This window comes from Flavobacterium aquidurense (assembly GCF_031458035.1).
In the GTDB taxonomy this organism is placed as follows: domain Bacteria; phylum Bacteroidota; class Bacteroidia; order Flavobacteriales; family Flavobacteriaceae; genus Flavobacterium; species Flavobacterium aquidurense_C.
Window position 1 is genome coordinate 444,675 of sequence record NZ_JAVDXR010000001.1, and the last position, 26,621, is coordinate 471,295.

At 34.9% G+C, this 26,621-nt stretch carries 21 protein-coding genes; 16 read left to right on the forward strand and 5 right to left on the reverse strand.

Annotated elements, in window-relative coordinates:
• The first annotated feature begins 2 nt into the window (after window positions 1-2).
• The 10 genes from J2X17_RS01875 (at window position 3) to J2X17_RS01920 (ending at window position 12,351) form a co-directional block, all read left to right on the forward strand.
• On the forward strand, window positions 3-1,034 hold the full coding sequence (locus J2X17_RS01875) for an NADH-quinone oxidoreductase subunit G (RefSeq protein ID WP_074662550.1): 1,032 nt from the start codon (window positions 3-5) through the stop codon (window positions 1,032-1,034).
• The gene (gene nuoH, locus J2X17_RS01880; RefSeq protein WP_310294144.1) at window positions 1,034-2,092 is read left to right on the forward strand and encodes an NADH-quinone oxidoreductase subunit NuoH; all 1,059 of its coding nucleotides are present in this window, start codon (window positions 1,034-1,036) and stop codon (window positions 2,090-2,092) included. Before J2X17_RS01875 ends, nuoH begins: the two co-directional genes overlap by 1 nt.
• A gap of 162 nt (window positions 2,093-2,254) precedes the next feature.
• The gene (locus tag J2X17_RS01885) at window positions 2,255-2,800 is read left to right on the forward strand and encodes a NuoI/complex I 23 kDa subunit family protein (protein ID WP_310294145.1); all 546 of its coding nucleotides are present in this window, start codon (window positions 2,255-2,257) and stop codon (window positions 2,798-2,800) included.
• Complete coding sequence (locus J2X17_RS01890) at window positions 2,801-3,340, forward strand: NADH-quinone oxidoreductase subunit J family protein (protein WP_310294146.1); 540 nt, start codon at window positions 2,801-2,803, stop codon at window positions 3,338-3,340.
• Entirely contained in the window at window positions 3,340-3,660 is a 321-nt protein-coding gene (nuoK, locus tag J2X17_RS01895; protein ID WP_026982591.1) for an NADH-quinone oxidoreductase subunit NuoK, read from the forward strand. The genes J2X17_RS01890 and nuoK overlap by 1 nt, the downstream gene beginning before the upstream one ends.
• Window positions 3,661-3,666: 6 nt before the next feature.
• A complete protein-coding gene (nuoL, locus tag J2X17_RS01900; protein WP_310294148.1) occupies window positions 3,667-5,550 on the forward strand; it encodes an NADH-quinone oxidoreductase subunit L in 1,884 nt (627 codons plus the stop codon).
• Between the two features lie 10 nt (window positions 5,551-5,560).
• Complete coding sequence (locus J2X17_RS01905) at window positions 5,561-7,000, forward strand: complex I subunit 4 family protein (protein ID WP_310294150.1); 1,440 nt, start codon at window positions 5,561-5,563, stop codon at window positions 6,998-7,000.
• Between the two features lie 63 nt (window positions 7,001-7,063).
• Window positions 7,064-8,455 carry an NADH-quinone oxidoreductase subunit N gene (locus J2X17_RS01910; protein WP_310294152.1) on the forward strand — a complete coding sequence of 464 codons (1,392 nt, stop codon included), beginning with the start codon at window positions 7,064-7,066 and terminating at the stop codon, window positions 8,453-8,455.
• A 164-nt stretch (window positions 8,456-8,619) separates the two neighbouring features.
• A complete protein-coding gene (locus J2X17_RS01915; protein WP_310294154.1) occupies window positions 8,620-9,393 on the forward strand; it encodes a Bax inhibitor-1/YccA family protein in 774 nt (257 codons plus the stop codon).
• A 405-nt stretch (window positions 9,394-9,798) separates the two neighbouring features.
• The gene (locus J2X17_RS01920) at window positions 9,799-12,351 is read left to right on the forward strand and encodes a pectate lyase family protein (RefSeq protein WP_310294156.1); all 2,553 of its coding nucleotides are present in this window, start codon (window positions 9,799-9,801) and stop codon (window positions 12,349-12,351) included.
• Window positions 12,352-12,440: 89 nt separating this feature from the next.
• Here the strand turns inward: J2X17_RS01920 and amaB are convergent, their stop codons facing one another.
• Window positions 12,441-13,994: an L-piperidine-6-carboxylate dehydrogenase gene (gene amaB / locus J2X17_RS01925; protein ID WP_310294158.1), complete on the reverse strand. Its 1,554-nt coding sequence runs from the start codon at window positions 13,992-13,994 to the stop codon at window positions 12,441-12,443.
• A 181-nt stretch (window positions 13,995-14,175) separates the two neighbouring features.
• Here amaB and J2X17_RS01930 point away from each other — a divergent pair, with 181 nt between their 5' ends.
• Window positions 14,176-15,135 carry a 3',5'-cyclic-nucleotide phosphodiesterase gene (locus tag J2X17_RS01930; protein WP_310294160.1) on the forward strand — a complete coding sequence of 320 codons (960 nt, stop codon included), beginning with the start codon at window positions 14,176-14,178 and terminating at the stop codon, window positions 15,133-15,135.
• A gap of 258 nt (window positions 15,136-15,393) precedes the next feature.
• On the opposite strand, the gene J2X17_RS01935 is transcribed toward J2X17_RS01930, so the two are convergent.
• Entirely contained in the window at window positions 15,394-15,933 is a 540-nt protein-coding gene (locus J2X17_RS01935) for a 3-hydroxyanthranilate 3,4-dioxygenase (protein ID WP_310294162.1), read from the reverse strand.
• A gap of 132 nt (window positions 15,934-16,065) precedes the next feature.
• Complete coding sequence (locus J2X17_RS01940; protein WP_310294163.1) at window positions 16,066-17,166, reverse strand: endonuclease/exonuclease/phosphatase family protein; 1,101 nt, start codon at window positions 17,164-17,166, stop codon at window positions 16,066-16,068.
• 227 nt (window positions 17,167-17,393) lie between these two features.
• On the opposite strand from J2X17_RS01940, the gene J2X17_RS01945 reads away from it, so the two are divergent.
• The 5 genes from J2X17_RS01945 (at window position 17,394) to J2X17_RS01965 (ending at window position 22,379) form a co-directional block, all read left to right on the forward strand.
• The gene (locus J2X17_RS01945; RefSeq protein WP_310294164.1) at window positions 17,394-18,293 is read left to right on the forward strand and encodes a S66 peptidase family protein; all 900 of its coding nucleotides are present in this window, start codon (window positions 17,394-17,396) and stop codon (window positions 18,291-18,293) included.
• Window positions 18,294-18,486: 193 nt separating this feature from the next.
• On the forward strand, window positions 18,487-18,858 hold the full coding sequence (locus tag J2X17_RS01950) for a YraN family protein (RefSeq protein ID WP_310294165.1): 372 nt from the start codon (window positions 18,487-18,489) through the stop codon (window positions 18,856-18,858).
• Window positions 18,859-18,977: 119 nt separating this feature from the next.
• On the forward strand, window positions 18,978-19,634 hold the full coding sequence (locus J2X17_RS01955) for a hypothetical protein (protein WP_008466087.1): 657 nt from the start codon (window positions 18,978-18,980) through the stop codon (window positions 19,632-19,634).
• Window positions 19,635-19,882: 248 nt separating this feature from the next.
• Window positions 19,883-20,026 carry a hypothetical protein gene (locus J2X17_RS01960; protein WP_310294168.1) on the forward strand — a complete coding sequence of 48 codons (144 nt, stop codon included), beginning with the start codon at window positions 19,883-19,885 and terminating at the stop codon, window positions 20,024-20,026.
• Between the two features lie 193 nt (window positions 20,027-20,219).
• On the forward strand, window positions 20,220-22,379 hold the full coding sequence (locus J2X17_RS01965) for a glycoside hydrolase family 97 protein (RefSeq protein WP_310294170.1): 2,160 nt from the start codon (window positions 20,220-20,222) through the stop codon (window positions 22,377-22,379).
• Between the two features lie 203 nt (window positions 22,380-22,582).
• On the opposite strand, the gene mfd is transcribed toward J2X17_RS01965, so the two are convergent.
• Window positions 22,583-25,948, reverse strand: coding sequence for a transcription-repair coupling factor (gene mfd / locus J2X17_RS01970; RefSeq protein WP_310294172.1), 3,366 nt, complete (start codon window positions 25,946-25,948; stop codon window positions 22,583-22,585).
• Complete coding sequence (locus J2X17_RS01975; protein ID WP_310294174.1) at window positions 25,941-26,555, reverse strand: hypothetical protein; 615 nt, start codon at window positions 26,553-26,555, stop codon at window positions 25,941-25,943. Before J2X17_RS01975 ends, mfd begins: the two co-directional genes overlap by 8 nt.
• Window positions 26,556-26,621: the final 66 nt, after the last annotated feature.

A 26,621-nucleotide genomic window follows, 5' to 3' on the forward strand; every position in this document is an offset into this window, starting at 1 on the left:
AGATGAAAGTAACCATAGACGGTCAAAGTATAGACGTAGAGCCAGGAACAACGATCCTGCAGGCTGCACGTATGATTGGTGGAGATTTGGTACCGCCAGCCATGTGCTATTACTCAAAATTAAAAGGCAGCGGCGGAAAATGTCGTTGTTGTTTAGTTGAAGTTGCTAAAGGTAGCGAAGCTGACCCAAGACCAATGCCGAAGTTAATGGCATCTTGTGTAACAGGATGTATGGACGGAATGGAAGTAAACAGTAAATCTTCTGACAGAGTAACGGAAGCCCGTAAATCTGTAACAGAATTTTTATTGATCAATCACCCGCTTGACTGCCCGGTTTGTGATCAGGCTGGAGAATGTGATTTGCAAAACTTAAGTTTTGAGCACGGAAATCCAAAATCACGTTTTATTGAAGAAAAAAGAACATTTGAACCAGAAGATATTGGTCCAAATATTCAACTGCATATGAACCGTTGTATTCTATGCCAAAGATGTGTACAAGTTGCAGATCAATTGACAGACAACAGAGTTCACGGGGTATTAGATCGTGGAGATCACGCTAATATTTCAACAGGGATTTCAAAAGCTATTGACAATGAATTCTCTGGAAATATGATTGACGTTTGTCCTGTTGGAGCATTAACTGATAAAACTTTCCGTTTCAAATCAAGAGTTTGGTTCAACAAACCTTATAATGCACACAGAGAATGTACAACTCCGGGATGTTGCGGAAAAACTACCGTTTGGATGTTTGGAGGAGAAATTCAACGTGTAACGGGTCGTAAAGACGAGTATCATGAAGTGGAAGAATTCATCTGTAACTCTTGTCGTTTTGATCACAAAAACGTAAATGACTGGGTTATTGAAGGACCAAGAGAATTTGAAAAAGATTCTGTTATCAATCAAAATAACTACACTCAAAAATTAGAGAAAGTAGAAATCGATACTGAAAAAACTATCCTTATGGGTAGAGATATTGACCGTAAAAAAATTAGTATGGCTGAAATTCCATTAAACACTAACAACAAAATTTCTTAATGATGGTAGATGGTACGTTTATTATAGAGAAAAGTGTTGTAATTGTTGTGGTATTTGCTATAACAATGATTATGGCGATGTATTCTACCTGGGCTGAACGTAAAGTTGCGGCTTTTCTTCAGGATCGTGTAGGACCAAACCGTGCCGGATGGGGAGGTTTATTACAACCACTTGCAGATGGTATGAAATTATTCTCAAAAGAAGAATTTGAGCCAAACACGCCTAATAAATTTTTATTCGTTGTTGGTCCGGCAATTGCCATGAGTACGGCTTTGATGACCAGCGCTGTAATTCCATGGGGAGACAGACTACATGTTTTTGGACGTGACGTTTTATTGCAGGCTACAGATGTAAATATTGCCTTATTATATGTTTTCGGAGTAATTTCTGTTGGAGTTTACGGAATCATGATTGGTGGATGGGCGTCAAACAATAAATTTTCCTTGATGGGAGCTGTTCGTGCGGCTTCGCAAATGGTTTCTTATGAAGTTGCTATGGGATTATCAATGATTGCATTGTTGATGATGACCGGAACTTTAAGCTTAAAAGAAATTTCTGAGCAGCAAGCTGGGATGAACTGGAATGTTTTTTATCAGCCATTATCCTTCTTGATTTTCTTGATTTGTGCTTTCGCAGAAACAAACAGAACGCCTTTCGATTTAGCAGAATGTGAGTCTGAGTTAATTGGTGGATATCATACTGAATATTCATCTATGAAAATGGGATTCTATTTATTTGCTGAGTATGCCAATATGTTTATCTCTGCTACCATTATATCAGTATTGTTTTTTGGAGGATACAATTATCCAGGAATGCAATGGATGGTAGAAAATGCAGGAGTTAATATAGCTAACGTTTTAGGAATTGCAGTATTATTTGCTAAAATATGCTTCTGGATCTTTTTCTATATGTGGGTTCGTTGGACAATTCCAAGATTTAGATATGACCAATTAATGAATTTGGGATGGAAAATTTTAATTCCGCTTTCGATTGTGAATATCATGATTACAGGAGTTGTAATTTTAAGACATGATATCGCAGCATACTTAGGGTTTTAATACCTGAGTGCCCTAGCCCTGATAGAAGCAGCATCCTTTTGTTTTTTTCTTTAAAAAACAAAAGATACAGCTGATAGCAGGATTAGCTACAAATTAAAAATAAAATAGATTTTGGATTTGATTTAACCGTCAAATTGTGAATCGTAAATCATACATTAAAAAATGTCAATAGAAACTATATCATTATCGGGTAGAAAAAAGATGGTCTCGAACAAAGAGATGACTTTTTGGGAGCGATTGTATCTTGTGGCGATTGTGAAAGGATTGTTCATTACACTTAAACACCTTTTCAGAAAAAAAGTAACCATTCATTACCCAGAGCAAGTGCGTGAAATGAGTCCGGTTTATCGTGGTCAACACCAGTTGAAACGCGATGAACAAGGTCGTGAAAACTGTACTGCTTGTGGTTTGTGTGCTTTATCTTGCCCTGCAGAAGCAATCACAATGAAAGCTGCTGAGCGTAAACCAGATGAAAAACATTTATATAGAGAAGAAAAATATGCTGAGATTTACGAAATCAACATGTTAAGATGTATTTTCTGTGGTCTTTGTGAAGAAGCTTGCCCGAAAGATGCCATTTATTTGACAACTTCAAAAGTTTTGGTTCCTTCTAGTTATGAAAGAGAAGATTTCATTTTTGGAAAAGACAGATTAGTGATGCCTCTTGATGTGGCGATCAAAAATGCTCAACTTAATAATGCTAACTAAATGATACATATTCCTGATTTTGCACACGCAACAACTGTACAAATAATATTTTGTTTCTTAGCGTTTATTACGGTGATGACCGCATTTTTGACCATTTTTAGCAGAAACCCAATTCATAGTGCTATTTATTTAGTGATTTGTTTTTTCTCAATTGCCGGTCATTATTTACTATTAAACTCTCAATTTTTGGCTATCGTACATATTATAGTCTACTCGGGAGCAATTATGATTTTGTTCCTGTTTACGATTATGTTAATGAATTTAAATGAGCGCCATCAGGTTCACAGACCAAGAATTACTCGTTTGGGTGCTATTGTTTCTTTTTGTTTAATTGTTATTGTATTGATTACAATTTTCATCAATTCTAAACCAATTGTTGGAGAATATGATTCGACTGGAGAAGATTTTCAATCTATAAAAGTATTGGGTAAAATATTATTGAACGAATACATGGTTCCGTTTGAATTTGCTTCGATTTTGCTTTTAGTAGCCATGATTGGAACAGTATTATTGTCTAAAAAAGAAAAATTAAATAAATAATGGGTAATATATTAAATCAAATAGGTATTGAAAACTACATCTTTTTAAGTGTTGTACTTTTTTGTATTGGTGTTTTTGGTGTATTGTACAGACGAAATGCTATTATCGTTTTCATGTCTATCGAAATCATGTTGAATGCAGTTAACCTTTTATTTGTTGCTTTTTCAACGTATCATCAAGATGCACAAGGACAAGTTTTTGTGTTCTTTTCGATGGCAGTTGCTGCAGCAGAAGTTGCGGTAGGATTGGCCATTTTGGTTTCTATTTTTAGAAATTTAGGCTCAATTAGTATCGATAATTTAAAAAATTTAAAAGGATAAATGGAAATGGATACCAATTTAGCTTTAGTCTTAGTTTTATCTCCTTTTTTAGGATTTTTAATCAATGTTTTTTTCGGGAAAAGCTTAGGAAAAACAGTTTCGGGTATTATCGGAACAGTTGCCGTAGCAGTTTCTTTTGTGGTTACACTTGTACTTTTTAATCAAATTACTTCAACTGGAAAAGCCATTCAGGTAACTTTATTTGACTGGATCCAGATCAGTAATGTTCATATTAATCTAGGATTTTTATTAGATCAATTATCAGTTTTATGGTTGCTTTTTGTAACTGGAATTGGATCATTGATTCACTTATATTCTATCAGCTACATGCACGATGATGAGAATATGCATAAGTTTTTCGCGTATTTGAATCTATTCGTATTCTTCATGATTACGCTTGTAATTGGAAGCAACTTATTAGTATTGTTTATTGGTTGGGAAGGTGTTGGACTTTGCTCGTACTTATTAATTGGATTCTGGCATAAAAACCAGGATTACAATGATGCTGCGAAAAAAGCTTTCATCATGAACAGAATTGGAGATTTAGGTTTATTAATCGGAATGTTCATTCTTGGTTCAATGTTCTCCACTTTAGATTATGCAACTTTAAAAACAGCAATTGCCGGAGCAACAAATCTGAACTTGCCTTTACTTTCATTAGCAGCTTTATGTTTGTTTATTGGAGCTTGTGGTAAATCAGCACAAATTCCGTTATACACCTGGTTACCTGATGCGATGGCTGGACCAACTCCGGTTTCGGCATTGATTCACGCAGCGACGATGGTTACTGCTGGTATCTTTATGGTAACGCGATTAAACTTTGTTTTTGATTTAGCGCCAGACGTTCAGACAGTAATTGCAATTGTTGGAGCTGTAACTTCATTAGTAGCAGCAACAATTGGTTTAGTTCAGACAGATATCAAAAAAGTATTAGCCTACTCTACTGTTTCTCAATTAGGTTTAATGTTTTTAGCGTTAGGATTCGGTGCTTATGAAGTAGCCGTTTTTCACGTAATTACACATGCTTTCTTTAAAGCTTGTTTGTTCTTAGGATCAGGATCTGTAATTCACGGATTGCACGGAGAGCAAGATATGCGTAAAATGGGTGGTTTACGTAAAGCAATGCCAATCACTTTCTGGACGATGTTGATTTCATCATTAGCTATTTCAGGTGTTCCTTTGTTTTCAGGTTTCTTCTCTAAAGATGAAATTTTAATGACTGCTTTTCACCATAGTATTCCTTTATACGTTATCGGATCTATTGCTTCAATCATGACAGCATTTTACATGTTCAGATTGATATTCCTTACTTTTTTCAAAGATTTCAGAGGATCGGAAGAGCAAAAACATCATTTACATGAAAGTGATGGATTGATTACTTTCCCATTAATGATATTAGCTTTGTTAGCAACTTTTGGAGGTCTTATCAGTCTTCCTGGAAATAGCTGGCTAAATGAATATATGGCTCCACTTTTCACAAAAGTGGCCGGAGATGAACATCATTTAGGTACAACAGAATATACGCTAATGGGAGTTGCTGTTTTAGGCGGATTGATCGGTATCTTAATTGCTTATATCAAATATTTCAAACAAGATAATGTTCCTGAATCAGATGAGAATATCACTGGTTTAACCAAAGTTTTATACAACAAATATTACGTAGACGAAATTTACGATGCGATATTTGTACGCTCTATAAACGGATTGTCAAAATTCTTTAGAGATTATGTTGAAACAGGTTTATCAGCAGTTGTTTTCGGATTAGGCAAAGTAACTAATGAACTGGCTTTTCAAGGTAAAAAATTACAAAACGGAAGTATCGGATTATATCTATTTGCTTTTGTTTTGGGTCTTTGTGCCATTATTTCCTATATATTTTTAGCTCAATAATTTTATAACTATGAACGTTTCTCTTATATTAATTATTCTTTTAATTGGTGCATTTGTCACTTATTTTGTTGGTGATAAACTAGCATCAAAAGTAGCTTTGTTCTTTAGTTTGGCAGCTTTGGGCTGTTCGGTTGTCTTATTAAATCATTTTTGTGCTGGTGAAAACATCAGTGTAATTAATGCATGGATTACACAACCTAAAATTTCATTTGCGCTAAATGCTGATGGATTGGCAATTGCTATGCTTTTATTGACCGTAGCTTTAACGCCAATTATTATATTCTCTTCTTTTGGGAATGAATATAAAAATGCTAAAGGTTTTTATGCTTTAATTTTATTTATGGCTTTTGCTATGACAGGAACCTTCCTGGCGGCAGATGGTCTTTTATATTATATTTTCTGGGAATTAGCTTTAATTCCGATTTACTTTATTGCACTTATTTGGGGTAATGGAGATGCTGAAGAACGCAGAAAAGCAGTGGTTAAATTCTTTATTTACACACTTGCAGGTTCACTGTTCATGCTAGTTGCTTTCATTTACTTGTACCAAAAAGCCGGAAGTTTCCTAATCGAAGATTTATACAAATTAAACTTATCTGCTGATGAGCAGTTATGGATATTCTTAGCTTTCTTTTTAGCTTACGCAATCAAAATTCCAATTATTCCTTTCCACACTTGGCAGGCAAATGTGTACCAAAAAGCACCAACTGTTGGAACTATGCTTTTATCTGGTATCATGTTAAAAATGGGATTATACAGTGTTATTCGTTGGCAATTGCCAATTGCACCTCTTGCTGCAAAAGAATACATGCATATTTTCATCGCTCTAGGAATTGCAGGTGTAATCTACGGATCAATCGTTGCTTTAAGACAAAAAGATCTAAAGAAATTATTGGCTTATTCTTCTCTTGCTCACGTTGGATTAATTGCTGCCGGAACTTACACTTTAACTATTGACGGTTTCCGCGGAGCAGTTTTACAAATGATCGCTCACGGTTTTGTTGTAGTTGGATTATTCTACGCTGCTGAAATTATTTATAGAAGATTTGAAACCAGAAACATTTCTGAATTGGGTGGTATTCGTACGCAATCGCCAAAATTCACTTCGATGTTTTTAATTTTGGTTTTAGCGTCTGTAGCTTTGCCAACAACTTTTAACTTCGTAGGAGAATTTACAGTTCTATATAGTTTATCTCAAATTAATATCTGGTTTGCTGTTTTAGGCGGAACAACTATTATTTTAGGAGCTTATTATATGCTTAAGATGTTTCAAAATGTAATGTTAGGCGAAACAAATTCGAAAATTTTTGCAGATGTATCTGTTAATGAAGGAATTTCATTAGTAGTGATTATAGCTGTTTTAATTTTCTTCGGATTTTATCCAAAACCAATTACAGATTTGATTACACCAAGTTTAGAAACGATTTTGAGCGTTATCAATAAAAATTAATATTTTAAATAAAAATAAATTAGGACATCTGTAGTTTGGATTTCCTAAATCAAAAAAGCAAAAATGAATACATTAATAGCTATAACAGGATTGGGTATTTTCTGCCTATTATTTGAAATTCTTAATTTAAGAAAAGCCATTGTTCCAATCACCATTCTTGGTTTATTGGGCGTTTTGGCACTTAATTTTTCTGAATTTGGATCAACAGAAAGTTACTACAACAATATGATCACAGTGAGCAAATTCTCTACTGCGTTTTCTTCATTGTTTATTATCCTGACCATTTTCTTAGTGGCATTAAGTCATAATTTCTATGAAAATCATCCTACCAAAATCTCAGATTTTGTTGCTATAAAAATATTTTTATTGGCAGGAGGGGTTGCAATGGTTTCTTTTGGAAACTTAGCGATGTTCTTTTTAGGAATCGAAATTTTATCCATTGCCTTATATGTACTTGCAGCAAGTGAGCGTTTAAATCTGAAAAGTAACGAAGCCGGTATGAAATACTTTTTGATGGGATCATTTGCATCAGGAATTATTTTATTTGGTATCTGTTTGATTTACGGAGCCATGGGAAGTTTTGACGTTGTTGAAATCAGCGAAAGTTCTTTATCTGCCGAATTACCAATTTGGTTCCCTATTGGGATGGTTTTGATGGTAATTGGAATGTTGTTTAAAGTAGCAGCAGTTCCATTTCACTTTTGGGCTCCGGATGTTTACGAAGGATCCCCAGCTTTGACAACAGCCTTAATGAGTACTTTGGCAAAAGTAGTAGCTATTGCAACCTTATATAAATTAATCTCAGCATTGAATTTAATCCCATCACTTGATAATCAGGATTTATTACCAACTTTTGAAACTATTGTTGTTATCATTTCTATTGCTTCTATGACTGTTGGAAATATAATGGCATTGCGTCAGGTAAATGTAAAACGTATGTTGGCATTCTCAGGAATCTCACATGCAGGTTTTATGTTGATGACATTATTGACGATCGCAACCTCAGCAGGAGTTTTACTTTATTACACTGCTGCTTATGCATTAGCGGGAATCGCTGCATTTAGTGTTATTTTATACGTTTGCAAAAATCAGGATAACGAAGATATCACCAATTTCCATGGTTTAGGAAAAACTAATCCGTTATTGGCTGCAATCTTAACCGGTTCATTATTATCGATGGCTGGTATTCCAATTTTCTCTGGATTCTTTGCTAAATTATTTTTATTTAACCAAACAATCGAAGCTGGATATATCGCTTTAGTTATTGTAGCTGTTATCAACTCCATTATTAGTGTTGGATATTATTTCAAACTAATTTTGGCAATGTACTCTAAAGAACCAAATCAAGAACGTGCCGGAAAGCCATTTCTTATTTATGCCGTTGCAATAATTTCAATGGTATTAAATATTGTTTTAGGTTTGTTCCCATCTTTAGTTTTAGATTTATTGAACTAAAAATTACATCAAAATAAATACAGGTCCATCAAGAGTTTTTTTGATGGACTTTTTATTTTAAAGCCTTGTAAGAACAAAGAAAATTTCATGTTAAAAATTTTACAGAAACAATTGCACTTCAAAAAAACTCCATATATTTGAGTACAATTAAATGTATTAGAAATATGAACTTCAATTCAAAAAATCCATTTTTAAGCGACAAGCGTTTTTCATCAAATGCTGTTTCAAAAGCTGAAGAAGTGCACGAAGCAAAGATTATTGATTACAATCAGGAAATGACTTTGTCAGGTACTATCAATAAAACAGCTATTTTATTTTTAATTTTAACGGCTGCCGCTATGGTAACATGGTGGATGGCTTTCAACGGAATGAATCCAATTTTGCCTGCTTTTGGAGGTGCAATTGTTGGTTTAATTCTAGTTGTTATATCTTCTTTCAAACCGCAGCTTTCCCCATATTTAGCCCCGGGATATGCGTTATTTGAAGGTCTATTTATTGGAGGAATCTCTGCTATTTTTGAAATTAAATATCCCGGAATTGTTGTCAACGCTGTTAGCGCAACCTTAGTAACGTTCTTAGTTTGCTTAGGTTTATATAAATTTAAAATTGTAAAAGTTACTGAGCAATTCAAGTCTGTAGTTATTGCTTCGACACTGGCAATAGCAACGTACTACTTGTTTTCTTGGTTAGCTTCCCTAATTTTCAATTTCACACCGGTACACTATGGAAATGGTATGATGAGCATTGGAATTAGTGTTTTTGTAATTGTCATCGCAGCTTTAAATCTTTTCTTAGATTTCGATCAAATCGAAAAAGGAGTTCAGCAAAGAATGCCAAAATTCATGGAATGGTTTGGCGCTATGGGATTAATGATTACGCTAGTTTGGCTATACGTCGAATTTTTAAGATTATTATCTAAATTAGCAAACAATAAATAATTTTTTCTACAACACATAAAAAAAAGCCCTTTTGAAATTCAAAAGGGCTTTTTTTTATGCGCCTTTTTAAACAAATACATTCTTATCAATACATTTATGTATTTACCCAAATCAGGAATCTTGTTTTTTAAACAAAGTAGGTCTCTTAAAAAGCAGATTCATTTGATCCAAATAATTTCAATTTAAAAAGTTTTTCAAGAATATGTAATAAATTGCATTTTGTGTAATTTATTACATATATGTTAAAAATTTAGTATTTTTTTTATATGATGTATTTTTTAATCATAAAATAATTAGAATTCAAAAAATATGCATATGTTTGTGTAATCGATTACAATTTTAAATTATCTAAAAAGAATCGAAATCTCCAAAAACCACAAACTAACTACTTAAAAAACTCTACTAATGATGAAAAAATTACTTTATCTTATTTTCCTGCTGGCTATTTTACCACTTTCGGCCCAACAGATAACCTTTACCGAATCTTCTGGCTGGCTTGAATCAGCTTTTGTAAAATGGACACCGCTCACGGGAGCTGACACGTACAATGTTTACTATACAGGAGGCGGACAAACAAACAAAAAAATCGATAACGAATTAATCCGCAGTTATGGATCTTATTTTCGTGCAGACATTCCAGGACTTGCGGCCGGAAATTATACGATAACCGTAAAACCAGTTACAGCTAGTGTAGAAGGAACAGGAAGCACAACATCGAGCTTAACAGTATTACCGCAAGATCGAACAGGTTTTGCTTTTGATGGCGGACGAGTTCCGGGAGGATACAATGCAGACGGAACTCCAAAAACCGGAGCCGTAATTCTTTACATCACTCAAAACACAAAAAACACTATTTCCATGAATATTACAGGAGCCAGCGCCAATCCGTGTGTTGGGTTACAAAATATTCTATACGGTATTAAAAAAGGGAAAGATACCCGCCCATTTATCATCCGATTAATTGGAAACATTACTGATATGACCGTAATGGAAGGTGGCGATATTACAATTGAAAACACTAACAATGCAAGCAGCTATTTAACAATTGAAGGAATTGGAAATGATGCCGTAATAAATGGAATGGGTATTCGTCTAAAATCTGCTTCAAATATTGAAGTTAGCAATCTGGGATTCATGAACTGTAACAGTACAGCAGGAGATAATGTAGGACTACAGGATAAAAACGATCACGTTTGGGTTCATAATTGTGATTTATTTTATGGAGACGCAGGTTCAGATGCCGATCAAATAAAAGGAGATGGAGCAATGGACAATAAAGGGTCGACGTTTATTACCTTCTCATACAATCACTTTTGGGATAGTGGAAAATCAAGTCTCTTAGGATTAAGTGAAGACACTACAACCGGACTCTATATAACGTATCACCATAACTGGTTTGACCACTCCGATTCACGTCACCCGCGTGTACGTTTTTATTCCGCCCATATTTACAATAATTATTATGACGGTGTTTCAAAATACGGCGCAGGTTCGACTATGGGTTCTTCACTTTTTGTAGAAGGTAATTACTATCGTAATAGCAAACATCCAATGATGACTTCACTACAAGGTACAGACGTTTGGGACGAAGCTGGTCAAAAAAATAATCCGGGCACTATGGGTACTTTTTCAGGTGAAGCCGGCGGATCCATTAAAGCATTCAACAATACATTCGATACCGATATTGCGACAAATAATATGCGCTTTGTAGCTTATGGAGATACAAACCCATTATTCAATATTGCAGGAAAAATTAATTCTACAACAGATTTTGATGCTTATGTAGTAACAAATAGAGAGGATCAGGTTCCATCAACTGTGTTATCATTTTCCGGAGCCAACACCTACAATAACTTTGATACCAACGCTTCATTTTATGTAAAAAACCTTATTATAGAACAACCTGCTACCGCAAAAAATAAAGTAATACAATATGCAGGACGCGTTTCTGGCGGTGATTTAAAATGGACTTTTAACAATTCTATTGACGATGCATCATCAACAGTTATCGCAGCATTAAAAAACGCTCTTAGCACTTATACTTCTACAATGGTTGCTGTACAAGGCGAAACTGTTGCCGTTGTAACCAGTCAGACACTTTCTACAGATACGGACAACAATCAAACTGTAAGTGCTGACACAGCAATTACACCAATGATTTATACTTGGGGCGGTGACGCAACAGATGCAACCGTAACAGGATTACCAGCATCTGGAGTAAGTTTTGTAAAAGATACTACAGCTAAAAAAATCACAATTTCAGGAACTCCAACAGCTAACATTTCATTCTCAATAAAAACAACCGGTGCAAGCGGAACCCCTGCAAATGCAACAGGATCTATAACTCTTGAAGGTGTGGTAACGCCACCGCCTGCAGATCTTGTACATAACTTTACAGAGAAAGGAAAGGACAACAGCTTTTATGCAATTACTGGAAATCTTGCCACAAACAAAGGAACTGTTACCTATAATGGATTAACATTAACGCAATGCCTAAAAATGGAAACGGCAACAACTATTACTTATAAAACATCTAAGGCAAGCACACTAACTTTAGTTTTTATCGAAGCAGCAGCCACCGCAATAGTAGATAACATTGCTTATACTGCAAACGGCGGAATAATTAGCATAGATTTAGAAGGTGGAAATCATATAATTGCCAAAAAAAATACCGCTAACTTATTTTATATGAAGACGGTTTATTCTGGTACACTGGGATTAGGTTCAAAATTTGAAACAAGTAAATTGACACTCTATCCAAATCCTGCTACGAATCAAATTTTTATTTCCGGGCAAGATATTGAAAGAGTTGACATTTATAATCTATTAGGAATATTGGTGAAAACTGTCGATAAAAACACCCAAACTATTGATGTGAGCAATCTACCAACTGGCAATTATATTGTAAAAATGACAAACGGAGAAGGTACAGTAACTAAAAAAATCATCAAAAAATAACATTTCTTGCTCATTATAAAGTAAAAAGGCTTCCAAAAATTTGGAAGCCTTTTTTTCTACTACTATTTCAAAAATATTCTTAACTAATTTTACAAATCAAATTTGATTCCTTGTGCCAATGGCAAACTAGTTGTATAATTAATCGTGTTGGTTTGACGACGCATATAAATTTTCCAGGCATCAGATCCAGATTCACGGCCTCCTCCTGTTTCTTTTTCACCTCCAAAAGCACCGCCAATTTCAGCTCCAGAAGTTCCGATATTTACATTTGCAATTCCACAATCAGAACCTACAACTGATAAAAATCTCTCAGCCTCACGTAAATTATTTGTCATAATTGCCGATGATAATCCTTGCCCTACTCCATTCTGAATATCGATTGCATTATCAACTTCACCGGAATATTTAATTAAATATAATACCGGAGCAAATGTTTCGTGCTGTACAATTGCAAATGAATTTTCAGCTTCAGCAATTGCCGGTTTTACGTAACAGCCACTTTCATATCCTTCTCCAGAAAGCACCCCTCCTTCTACTAAAATTTTTCCACCCTCGGCAACAACTCTGTTTAGAGCAACTGCATACATTTCGACAGCGTGCGTATCAATAAGTGGCCCCACATGATTATTTTCGTCAAGCGGATTTCCAATTCTTAATTGTTTGTAAGCTGCTACCAAAGCATCTTTAACTTTATCATAAATACTTTCGTGAATAATCAAACGACGTGTTGAAGTACAACGTTGTCCGGCAGTTCCGACAGCTCCGAAAACGGCTCCAATAACTGTCATTTTAATATCCGCATCTGGCGTAACAATGATTGCATTATTTCCTCCTAATTCCAATAATGATTTTCCTAAACGGCCTGCAACTGCCTGGGCAACAATTTTTCCCATTCGTGTTGAACCAGTTGCTGAAATTAACGGAATACGAGTGTCTTTCGTCATTAATTCTCCTATTTGGTAATCACCATTAATAAGACAAGAAATACCTTCAGGAAGATTATTTTCTTTGATCACCTGTGCGATAATATTTTGACAAGCAATTCCGCATAAAGGTGTTTTTTCAGAAGGTTTCCAAACACAAACATCACCAGAAATCCATGCTAAAGCAGTGTTCCAGGCCCAAACTGCCACTGGAAAATTAAATGCAGAAATAATTCCCACAACACCCAATGAATGATATTGCTCATACATACGGTGACCCGGTCTTTCAGAATGCATTGTTAATCCGTGTAATTGGCGCGATAATCCAACAGCAAAATCACAGATATCAATCATTTCCTGAACTTCTCCATAACCTTCCTGCAAAGATTTTCCCATTTCATAGGAAACCAATTTACCAAGAGCTTCTTTATTTTGACGTAATTTTTCTCCAAACTGACGTACAATTTCGCCACGCTGTGGTGCCGGAATTAAACGAAATGTTTTGAAAGCCTCCGTTGCGGATCGCATTACTTTTTCGTAATCTTCTTGTGTTGACATTTTTACAGAAGCAATTAATTTTCCATCAACTGGTGAAAAACTATTCAAAATTTCTCCTGATGAAAAATTTTGCAAACCTGTTGATGTTCCTTCATTTATCAATTTGATGCCCAATTTATCCAGAGCCTCATTCATTCCAAATTGCGATGCTATTGTTGTCATTGTAACTTTTTTAGTTAAAATTGTTATATTTTTGTGTAAAGATATTATTTCGCGTTGAATTCTGGTTGAATTACGTTGTTAAAATCAAAGTAAATTTAGGGTTAATTAATATGAATTTCGGGCAAACCCGCCTATTTATTCACTTTAATTGATGAAATTTGCAGTATAAAATTTTTTAGATATGACCTTTTTAAACCGGTTTTTAATTTGTTTCGTTTTAATTTCTTTCAATGCTTTTTCTCAAAAAGAGCAAAAATCAGCATTTCAGGTTGTTCCTTTGGGCGTGAAAGGCGGAATAGATGAGAAAAATTTATCCGCTTATTTGATTGCTCCAACGAACACAAAAGATTATATCTGTCTTGATGCCGGAACCCTAAATTCCGGAATTGAAAAAGCAATCGAAAACAAAGTCTTCAAAGTTTCTACTAGCGAAGTTTTAAGAAAATATATAAAAGGTTATTTAATTTCACATGCCCATTTAGACCACGTTTCGGGCTTAATTATCAACTCGCCAGCCGATTCTTCAAAGACAGTTTACGCTACCAATAAATGTATAGAAATGATGGAAAATCATTATTTCAACGATCAGACCTGGGTAAATTTTGGCGATCAGGGTGTTGGTTTTCCGCTGAAAAAATATCATTTTCAAACTTTAAATATTGCAGAAGAAACTCCACTGACGAATACTACAATGACTGTAAAAGCTTTTTCGCTAAGTCACGTGAATCCTTTTGAGAGTACTGCTTTTTTAGTTAAAAACGAAAATGATTATGCTCTATATCTTGGCGATACAGGATCTGATGAAGTAGAAAAAAGCAACGACTTACAAACTTTATGGACCGCAATTGCTCCACTCGTTAAAAATAAACAGCTGAAAGGAATTTTTATTGAAGTTTCTTATCCAAATGAACAGCCTGACAAATTTTTGTTTGGGCATTTGACTCCAAATTATTTGATGAAAGAGCTTCATGTTTTAGAAACATTAGCAGGAAAAGATTCTTTAAAAGGTTTTAAAATTATCATCACACATTTAAAACCACCGGCTAAGAATATTGCAAAAATTAAAGAACAATTGAAAAATCAGAATGATTTAGGTTTGAAGATAATTTTTCCTGAACAAGGGAAGAGTTTTGAATTGTAATTTTATTTGGCCACAGATTACAATGATTTAACTGATTTTCTTTAACAAAAAAATTTAAACCATTAAGAGATTAAGAAAAATTAAGATTTCATACTTAACCAAACTTAATCTCTTAATGGTTTTTTATTTAATTGTAATAACTAAATCTTCTTGTGAAAACGGATACCCTAGCCCCGATAGCAGTGGAAATCCTTTTTTATTGTTTTTTCTACAATAAAAAAGATTGAAACGGATAGCGGGAAATAGCTCCTAATAAAACTATTTCTTCGCTGTAAATCTAGGATCTGATTCCATTACAGTTCCGCATTTATCGCAGGTTCTCAGGTCTTCAGAATTGTAAAAATGTTCGAAATGAGGCAGAAAATCTTTCTCGATGTTATGCAATTCAAAATAGACTTCGTATAATTTATGATTGCAGTTTTCGCAATGCCAAAGCAATCCATCAGTATATCCTTTTCCGGCACGCTTGCGCTCGATTACCAATCCGATTGAACCCGCAGAACGCACTGGAGAATGCGGGATTTTGGCTGGATGCAAGTACATATCGCCGGCATTTAGCTCCATCTCTTTACGTTCGCCATCTTCCTGAATTACGACTTTTATAGATCCTTCAAGTTGATAAAAAAGTTCTTCGGTTTCGTTGTAATGATAGTCTTTACGGGCATTCGGACCCGCAACAACCATCACAATATAATCGCCTGAATCAACATAGAGATTTTTATTTCCAACTGGTGGTTTTAATAAATGACGGTTTTCGTCGATCCATTTAGTAAGGTTGAAAGGTTTTGCTATTGCCATTTTTTAGTGGTACTGAGTTTGTAAGTAGCTAAGTTAAGAAAAAGTTTTCTGTAGAGGCGCACAGCAATGCGTCTAAACGTGCCTAATTTGACAAATGAAGACGCACTGCTGTGCGCCTCTACGGTAAAAAAATCAATTCTTTTCTTTTATCAAATAAATATAAACGGGAAAATGATCGCTGAAACCCACTTCGGTTTGACTATGACGCAATGGATATCCTTTGTATTGACCAGAAGTCTGAATGAGATACGATTTATTGAAAATGCCTGATTTCCAAAATTTAAAAGATTCGAAATCGGGTCGTATAAAAGATTCTGTCATTATAATTTGGTCAAAAATATCCCAAGAATCGCGAAAAGCAATTGTTCCCATTCCTTTATTGGCCATTTCTTCAAAGGGATTAAAGGTGCCAAATTCTGGAACTTCAGATTTTTTTGCTTTTGTACCTAAAGCAATTTTCAGGCTTTTATTGTAGGGTCCGTCGTTTAAATCACCCATTGTAAGTACTTTTGCGTTCGGATTTATTTTTTGAAGCGAATCAATAATCTTCCGGTTTAGTTTTCCTGCTTCTTCGCGAAATTTGCTTGATGCTTTTTCGCCACCCGAGCGCGACGGCCAGTGATTGACAATAATACTTATTTCTTCGCCTTCTAAAAAACCGGTAATTAAAAGCTGGTCTCGCGTAAAAACTCTATTGTTTTCGCTTATAATTTCAGGTTCATCACTTTCCGTTTCTTCTTTTTTATTCTCTTTGATAACGATTTTATCTTTGTAGATAATTAAAGGTATATTGGAGTATGAAATAGGTTTGAAGTATTTTTTCTGATACAATAATGCAACATCGATTCCGCGTTTATCCGGCGAATCAAAATGAATGATTCCGTAATCGAAATTGAGTAATTTGGGTTGTTTGATTAAATCTTCGATTACACCGCGATTTTCTATTTCGGAACCGCCAATTAATGTTGGTGCATTTGGATTTTCGGGTGTTCCGATTTCGGATAAAACTTTTGAAAGGTTTTTTAATTTCTGTTGATATTTTTCTTCTGTCCAATGTTGAGCTCCTGTTGGTGTCCATTCATCATCATTGGTATTAATGTCGTTATTGAAATCAAAAAAGTTTTCGAAATTATAAAATGCGACAGTGTGAATACTGTATTTTTTAGACTGTGCTTGTAAACCTGCAATAGAAAAAAGAAGAAGTAAATAGAAACGGATTTTAAAGCTGTGCATAAATTTCAATAATTAAAAGGCTAAAATTAAACAAATTATTATTTTGTAAGAAATTTCTAATTATTTAGTTTTTTAAAATCTCTATATTTGTTTTTCTATTCTATTTACAAGTACAAGAAATTATGAACCACCTCCTATCTCAAAATATAAAGAAACACTTTACCCGCTATAAATTCGTATTTCTTATTTTTGCCTTACAATCATTCACCTGTCAATCTCAACAAAACATGATAACACCACCTTATTTAAAAAAAGGCGATACTGTAGCACTTTTGGCAACTGCCAGAAAAAATATCGATGACAATCTAAAACCTACTATTGATTTATTGCACAGCTGGGGTTTAGAAGCTGTTATTGGAACCACAATCGGATTGGATGTTAACCAATTAGCCGGAACTGATGAACAACGTGCAGCCGATTTTCAACACCAATTAGATAACCCAAATATTAAAGCAATCTGGTGTGTTCGTGGTGGTTATGGTACGGTAAGAATGGTCGATTTACTTGATTTCACCAAATTCAAAAAACACCCAAAATGGGTCATTGGTTTTAGTGATGTGACCGTGTTGCACAATCATTTAAATACAATGGGATACAAATCAATTCACGGTACAATGCCAGTCAGTGTAGCCCGAAATACTCCGGAAGCGATCAATTCGCTGAAAGCAAGTTTATTTGGAGAGCCTTTGTCCTATACTGTTGCGCCTGATCCGATGAACCGTTTCGGGAAAGCAACTGGCGAATTAGTGGGCGGAAATTTATCTATTTTGTATAGTTTATTAGGGTCACCATCGGCTATTGATTGCAAGGATAAAATTTTATTCATCGAAGATTTAGACGAATATCTTTATCATATTGATCGTATGATGATGAATCTGCGACGCAATGGCTGTATTGAAAACCTAAAGGGAATTGTTATTGGTGCCATGACCAGCATGAAAGATAACGAAGTGCCTTGGGGAAAAAATGCCCTGGAAATTATTGACGATGTTACCAAAAAATACAATATTCCGGTGATTTTTAATTTCCCAGCCGGTCATATCAGAGACAATAGAGCGCTTATTATGGGAAATACAGTTACTATTGATGTAAATGCAACTGGAAGCACAGTTGTTTTTCAAAAATAATATACTGCCTATTATTTTCTGAGTTAAGAAAAAATACCACGATATATCAAACAAAGACGCAAAGTCGCAAAGTCTAGAAACCTATACTTTGCGACTTTGCGTCTTTGCGTGCAATTTTAAATTTAAAAATCTAAATTCTATACCTCAATAAGCTGTAAATCAAACTTATAACTCTAATTTATAACTTAAAAAAATGGCTGAACACAACGAACTCGGAAAAAAAGGCGAAGAACTTGCCGTAGAATTTCTCCAGCAAAATGGTTATGAAATTCTGGATCGAAATTGGGTTTTTCAGAAGGCTGAAATTGATATTATTGCACAAAAAGATAATTTTCTGGCGATAATTGAAGTGAAAACTCGGTCTAGTTTAGATTTTGGTTCGCCACAGGATTTTGTAAAGCCTAAAAAAATTCAATTATTGACAAAAGCAGTAAATGCCTACATAAACTATAGGGAAAAGGATTTTGAACATGATTTTGATGTTCGGTTTGACATTATTGCCATCTTAAAAACAGGCGAAACATTTGCAATTGAACATCTTACTGATGCTTTTTATCACTTTTAACATAATTTTCTTTTGTTATAATTGTAACAAATTGTTTTTTTATTTATCTTTGTCAAGATTTTTAACATCACTATTAACTAAACCAACACAGATTAAGTTACAAAAAAAAAAGAAAAATTATGAAAACTGTTTCTTCAATTGTAGAAAATTACATCAAAACAAAACCTTTTTTATTAAATGCGTTATCGCTTGGAATCATCAATCTAACTTCTCTTTCACGGAACATTATGACCGAATTGGAAAGTGAATTTGGAAAAGAAGTAAAACAAGGCGCTGTTGTAATGTCGCTTAAACGACTCACTGAAGAATTAGATTTTAAACTGAATCATAAAATCAATAAAGTCATCAAGAACATTGGTGAAATTACGGTTCGATCTGAGTTGACGGATTACACTTTTGCAGCTTCAGAAACCGTTTTAAACAAACAAGCCGATTTAATTTCAGATATTAATGCTTTATCAGATATTTTTTATACCTCATCTCGTGGCGTAAACGAAACTAACATTGTGGTGAGCAGTAGTGTTAATCATTTGGTTGAGAAACACTTTATGAGAGAAAAATTAATTCAGAAATTAGATAATCTTGCTTCAATCACAGTAAAATTACCAAAAGAAAACATCGTAGTTCCGGGGATTTATTACTTCATTTTTCAACGTTTGGCCTGGGAAGGAATTATTATCAATGAGGTAATTTCAACTTCAAATGAATTTACTATTTTGGTAGGAGAAGATCAGGTTGATGTTGCTTTTAAAGTGATTAAAGATCTGAAAAACTAAATTTCGAATCAACAGAATTTTTATCATACAATCCTTTTGTCTTTTCAAAACAAGACAAAAGGGTTTTTTATTTTATTAAATTTCTAAACCATACCCAATAATGACATGAAAAAGCCATAATCGACGCGATATTTTACTGGGTTTACAATGTCAATATTGATGGTTTTAGATGTAATGCTGCGGATTTAGTTCCGATGAATTTCTGGTCGCAGGCCATTACCGAAATCCGAAAAATCAAAAACCAAAAAATGATTTTAATAACCAAGGGGACAAGAGCCAATCATTATGATGCTGGTTTCGATTATACCTTTGGCTTTGCCTATCTTGATGCCTTAAAAAAGTTTTTTCAGAAGTGCTGCCTGCTTCTAATTTATAGCAAACATCAAAAATAAAGCTGTTAAATATACCGCGTCTACCGCATTGGCAAATACAACCTGGACAAATGCATTAACAGGAAATCCGGTTACAATTGGTACCGAAATAAGTCTAAATGCGTACCAATATTTAATCCTGAAAAAGTAATTAATGCCTTTAATAAATTAGATTTGCAAAAAACTAAATAACATGAATTTTCAATCCAAAAAAATGCATTCTCAAATTCGTTTGGGCAAAAAAATCGCGCTCTTACTTTTTGTGTGCGCAAACTCTGTCTGGATTCAGGCGCAGGAAATAAATTCTCCTGACAAAAATCTCTCTTTAAAATTTGAATTGAAAGAAGGCGGAATTCCATCTTATCAATTATCATATAAACAAAAAGCAGTTATTAAGCCGAGTTCTTTAGGTTTAGAACTTCAAAATTTGCCTTCATTCATGGATGGTTTTACGATAACAAATACCGCACAATCTTCGGTTGATGAAAATTGGAATCCGGTTTTAGGCGAAGAAAAAACAATCCGCAATCATTACAACGAATTGGTTGTCACTTTAGCGCAGGCGAAAAACAACAACCGTTACATTCGAATCCGTTTCCGTTTATTCAATGACGGATTAGGTTTTAGATATGAATTTCCAAAGCAAAATGATTTAAGTTATTTTGTAATTAAGGAAGAGCGTTCCGAATTTAATTTGGCTGGAAATCATAAAATTTTCTGGATTCCGGGAGATTATGATACCAACGAATATGCTTACACCACTTCGAAAATTTCTGAGATTCCTTCGTTGATGAAAAAAGCGACTATCGAAATCAATTCACAATGGCCAATAAAAGAACTTTCTGTTCAAACGCCATCAATGATGAAATCTGATGATGGTTTATACATCAATATACACGAAGCGGGTTTAATCAATTATCCGGCAATGTATCTTGAAGTTGATGCCGTAAACAATAAAATGCGCAGTCATTTGGCACCAGATGCCGTTGGCGCAAAAGGTTATATTCAGACCGACGCACAATCACCTTGGAGAACAATTGTGGTTAGCGATAAAGCAACTGAAATCCTGGCTTCAAAATTAATTCTGAACCTTAACGAACCTACAAGTTACAAAGATGTTTCATGGATTAAACCAGTAAAATATATCGGAATTTGGTGGGAATATTTTGTTGCTGGAAAAAGTACGTGGGCTTTCGGAAAAGAAAACAATGTAAAGTTGACTGATGATTTCACTAAGCTTACGCCGAATGGAAAACACGGAGCGACAACAGAACGCGCCAAAGAATATATTGATTTTGCATCTAAAAATGGTTTCGACGCCATTCTGATCGAAGGATGGAACATTGGCTGGGAAGACTGGATCAACAACTGGAAAGAAGAAGTTTTTGATTATGTTACCGCTTACCCAGATTTTGATGTAAAAGCAGTTCATGAATATGCAGCTTCAAAAGGAGTAAAAATTATCATGCACCACGAAACTTCGGGATCTGCAACTAATTATGAGCGTCGTTTAGATCGTGCATTTCAATTTATGAATGACAACGGTTACGATGCTGTAAAAACTGGTTATGTTGGGAAAATTATTCCGCGTGGCGAACATCATGACGGACAATGGATGGTGAATCATTATATTAACGTAGCCAAACGTGCAGCCGATTATAAAATTATGATTGACAGTCACGAAGCGGTTCGTCCAACGGGTTTAAACAGAACTTTCCCAAACTGGATTGCACAGGAATCTGCTCGCGGAACTGAGTTTGAATCAATGGGAGGATTAGCGCCGGATCATACGACGATTTTGCCTTTTACAAGATTAATGGGAGGCCCAATGGATTATACGCCGGGGATTTTCCAAACTGATCTTTCGTATTACGGAACTGGAAGTACGCAACGTGTAAATACTACTTTGGTAAAACAATTGGCGTATTATGTAACCATGTACAGTCCGTTGCAAATGGCAGCTGATATTCCGGGGAATTACGAACGTTTTCCAGATGCTTTCCAATTTATTAAAGATGTTGCTGTCGATTGGGATAACAGTTATATTCTTGAAGCTGAACCTGGAGATTACATCACAATTGCACGTAAAGCAAAAGGAAAAGACGCTTGGTTCGTTGGTGGAATTACCGATGAAAATGCAAGAACGGCAAACATCACTTTTGATTATCTGCCTGCAGGCAAAAAATTCATCGCTACTATTTATGCTGATGCAAAAGAAGCCAACTGGAATGTAAATCCGCAAAAATATACGGTGACTAAAGTTGTTATAACTTCAAAAACAGTTTTAAAACAATACTTGGCTCCGGGTGGTGGAGTTGCAATTAGTATCAAAGAAGGAAATGCAACAGAATTAAAGGGATTGAAAAAGATATAATTTTTTCGCCACGAATTGCACGAATTAGCACGAATTAATTTTTAAAAGTAAATGCCGGATGAAAAATTTCATCCGGCATTTTTATTATTTTTTGGCACAAATCTACACGAATTAAATTCGGTTTGCTTCATGAAAAAATTTGTGAAAATTCGTGACTCGAGTGATAGCGAACAGGCGAAGCAAATTCGTGGCAACTTTTTCTTTTACTCACCCAACATCTCCATTAATTCCAAAGCTCGTTTAGTAGACTTTACATTCTCAAAAGTCAATAAAAGACGTAAACCATTTGGTGTTTGCTTTTCTTTCATTTGGCAAAGTGCGCTATATTTTTGAACAAATTGTAACACCTTTCTAAACTTAGAAGATTGGTAATAATCAGATTGCTGATCCGAAACAAAATAACCAATCATTTTGCCTTTCTTCATCACAAGTTTTTCGATTCCAATGTTGGTTGCGATCCATTTGATGCGAATGCTGTTCATCAAAGCATTGGCGCGCGGAGGCATTGGCCCAAAACGGTCTATTAATTTGTTTTGAAAGATAACAAGCTCTTCTTCATTTTTTACAGAACCCAACTCGTTGTATAAACTCAAACGTTCGGTAACATTATTGATATATTCATCAGAAAACAACAACTCAAAATCGGTATCGATTTGCAAATCTTTTACGTATTCTTTCGTTTCAATATCGTTCTCTTCCGGATATAAATCTTTGAACTCGTTTTCCTTCAGTTCTTCGATCGCTTCATTCATGATTTTTTGGTACGTATCAAAACCAATTTCGTTAATGAAACCACTTTGTTCTCCACCTAATAAATCTCCGGCGCCACGGATTTCGAGATCTTTCATGGCAATGTTGAAACCGCTTCCGAGTTCGCTGAATTGCTCCAAAGCCTGAATACGTTTTCTGGCATCTTCGGTCATAGAAGAATATGGCGGACAGATGAAATAACAGAACGCTTTTTTGTTGCTTCGCCCTACTCGACCACGCATTTGATGCAGATCTGACAATCCGAAATTATTGGCGTTGTTGATGAAAATCGTGTTAGCATTTGGCACATCCAAACCACTTTCGATAATTGTAGTTGCCACCAAAACATCAAAATCCCCGTTCATGAAACCTAACATCAACTCTTCAAGTTTAGCGCCTTCCATTTGTCCGTGACCAATTCCGACTCTGGCATTTGGTACCAAACGCTGAATCATTCCGGCCACCTCTTTAATATTTTCAATTCGGTTATTGATGAAGAAAACCTGTCCGTTTCGCTGAATTTCATACGAAATCGCATCACGGATAATCTCTTCATTAAAACCAACCACATTTGTTTCAATCGGATAACGATTTGGCGGAGGCGTTGTAATTACGGATAAATCGCGTGCCGCCATCAATGAAAACTGAAGTGTTCTCGGAATTGGGGTTGCGGTTAATGTCAGGGTATCAACATTCGCGGCAATTGTTTTTAATTTATCTTTTACGTTTACACCAAACTTTTGTTCTTCGTCGACAATCAATAAACCAAGGTCTTTAAAAACCACATTTTTATTTACTAATTGATGTGTTCCGATGACGATATCCAGTTTTCCTTCGGCTAAATCTTTTAAGGTTTGTGCTTTTTGTTTGGCTGTTCTGAATCGGTTTAAATAACCAATTGAAACCGGCATATCTTTTAATCTTTCGGTAAAAGTTCTATAATGCTGGTACGCTAAAATCGTTGTCGGCACTAAAATTGCTACTTGTTTACTATTATCAACCGCTTTAAAAGCAGCACGAATCGCAACTTCCGTTTTTCCGAAACCTACGTCACCGCAAACCAAACGATCCATAGGGCGATCGCTTTCCATGTCGGCTTTTACTTCCTGCGTCGATTTAGTCTGATCCGGTGTATCTTCATAAATAAACGAACTTTCTAATTCATTTTGCAAATAACTGTCCGGCGCAAACTGAAACCCTTTTTCTAACCTTCGCTTTGCGTACAACTGAATCAAATTGAAGGCAATATGTTTAACACGCGCTTTGGTTTTTTGTTTTAAAACTTTCCAGGCGTTTGATCCTAATTTATAAATTTTGGGAGGAGTACCGTCTTTTCCATTGTATTTGGAGATTTTATGAAGTGAGTGAATGCTCACATAAACGATATCATTATCGGCATAAACCAATTTTATGGCTTCCTGCGTTTTTCCTTCGACCTGAATTTTCTGCAATCCGCCAAACTTCCCAATTCCGTGATCGATATGCGTTACATAATCGCCCACCGAAAGTGCGGTCAATTCTTTCAGCGTAATATTCTGCTTTTTCGAATAGCCGTTTTTGATGTTGAATTTATGATAACGTTCAAAAATCTGGTGATCAGTATAGGCTGTAATTTGATTTTCTTCGTCAATAAAACCTTGGTACAATGGCAAAACAACGGTATGATATTGTTTTCGGATATTCTCTGAATTGGCTTCGTCCAAAGTTTCAAAAATATCATGAAAACGTTTTGCCTGCGTTTCATTTGAACAAAACAGATAATTTTTATAACCGTTAAAATGATTGTCGCTTAAATTGTTCAAAAGCAAATCAAATTGTTTATTGAAAGAAGGCTGCGGCTGAAAATGAAATTCGAAATTTTTCGTCGTTTTAAAAATTGGTTTTGAAGCCAATTCTACAATTGAAAAATCCAACGCACGTTTAATAAACGAACTCTGATTTAAGAATAATTGTTCTGGCGTGGCGTGTTTTATTTCTCCCGAAAGTTTCTCAAAAGCTTCTTCGGCCCTTGCGAATTGTTTGTCTAACTGACTAAAAAGTCCGTCGGTATTTTGAATGAAAATGACTGTTTTCTCTGCAATATAATCTAAGAAACTTTCACGGTTCTCCTGAAATATCTTGTTTTCGACATTCGGAATGATCGTGATTTTTTTATGGGTTTCTACAGATAATTGTGTTTCAACATCAAAGCTTCGGATGCTGTCCACTTCGTTTCCAAAAAACTCAATTCTGTACGGATGATCGTTTGAAAATGAAAACACATCGACGATTCCCCCACGAACTGAAAACTCTCCGGGTTCTGTAATAAAATCAACTCTTTTAAATTCGTATTCAAACAAAACTTCGTTGATAAAATCAATTGAAATTTTATCGTTCAAAGCGACTTTCAAAGTGTTTTTATCGAGTTGTTTTCTAGTTACAACTTTTTCAAAAAGCGCTTCCGGATAGGTAACAATTACAGCTGGTTTTTTTCGGGAATTGATTCGGTTTAAAACCTCAGCACGAAGCAAAACGTTGGCATTATCTGTTTCATCAATTTGATACGGACGGCGAAATGACGCCGGATAAAACAATACATCCTGCTCGCCAATCATTTGCTCCAGATCGTTCAAATAATAAGCAGCTTCTTCTTTATTGTCTAAAACAACTAAAAATGGCAATTCGGTCTTTTTGAAAACAGCCCGAATAATAAATGAAACTGCTGATCCCAACAAACCGCTAAGATGCATTTTTACCTGATTTTGCTCTAGTAATTGTGTGGCAATCTGCTCTGTTTTAGGCAGATTGTCATATGTTGTATATAAGGCGTTTTTACTCAACTTTTGGTAAATTTGGGTCGATTGGCGGCACTGGTCCTGAATTTGGAATCGCGCGCGCTGTATCTAACATTCTTAAAAAATCTTCTTCACCTTCTTCTTTTGGAATCTTGCTTTTCTCTACAATTTTATCCATTTGTCTTTCTAATGAAACTAATTCCTTGTTGATTTCTCCAATCAAAAAAGTCACTTTTTCATCTGGAATTGTACTCAAATGAATAAACAAATCCATCATTTTGATCTTAGTGATCAAAATTGAAATTCGACTTCTTATTTGAGGCTGATTAAATTCTACAGGAATATTGTTGTTCAGTGCAATGGCTTTTTTTGAAATTGCGGTTGATTTTTTTTGAAATGCTCCGATTGTCTTTCTTGGTTTTTCTCCAAGTTCTTTCAAAAAATCACGCCACTCATTCCATGAATTCACATTTTTTTCTGAAACTTCATTGATTGGTTCGTCTATAAAAACCCAGCCTTTATTGATATTATTGAAGATTTTTTCGTTCTTTTTAGCTTCTTTTTCTCGTTCGGCAAGACGTTTTTCATTTTCATTTTGACACGAATTCAGCACAAAAATCAAAAGTAAAAAAAGAGATATTTTATATTTCATTTGGAAAAACATTAAGCTACAAAGTTACAAAGTAAATTTACAAATACGAATTCTGATTTTCTGCTA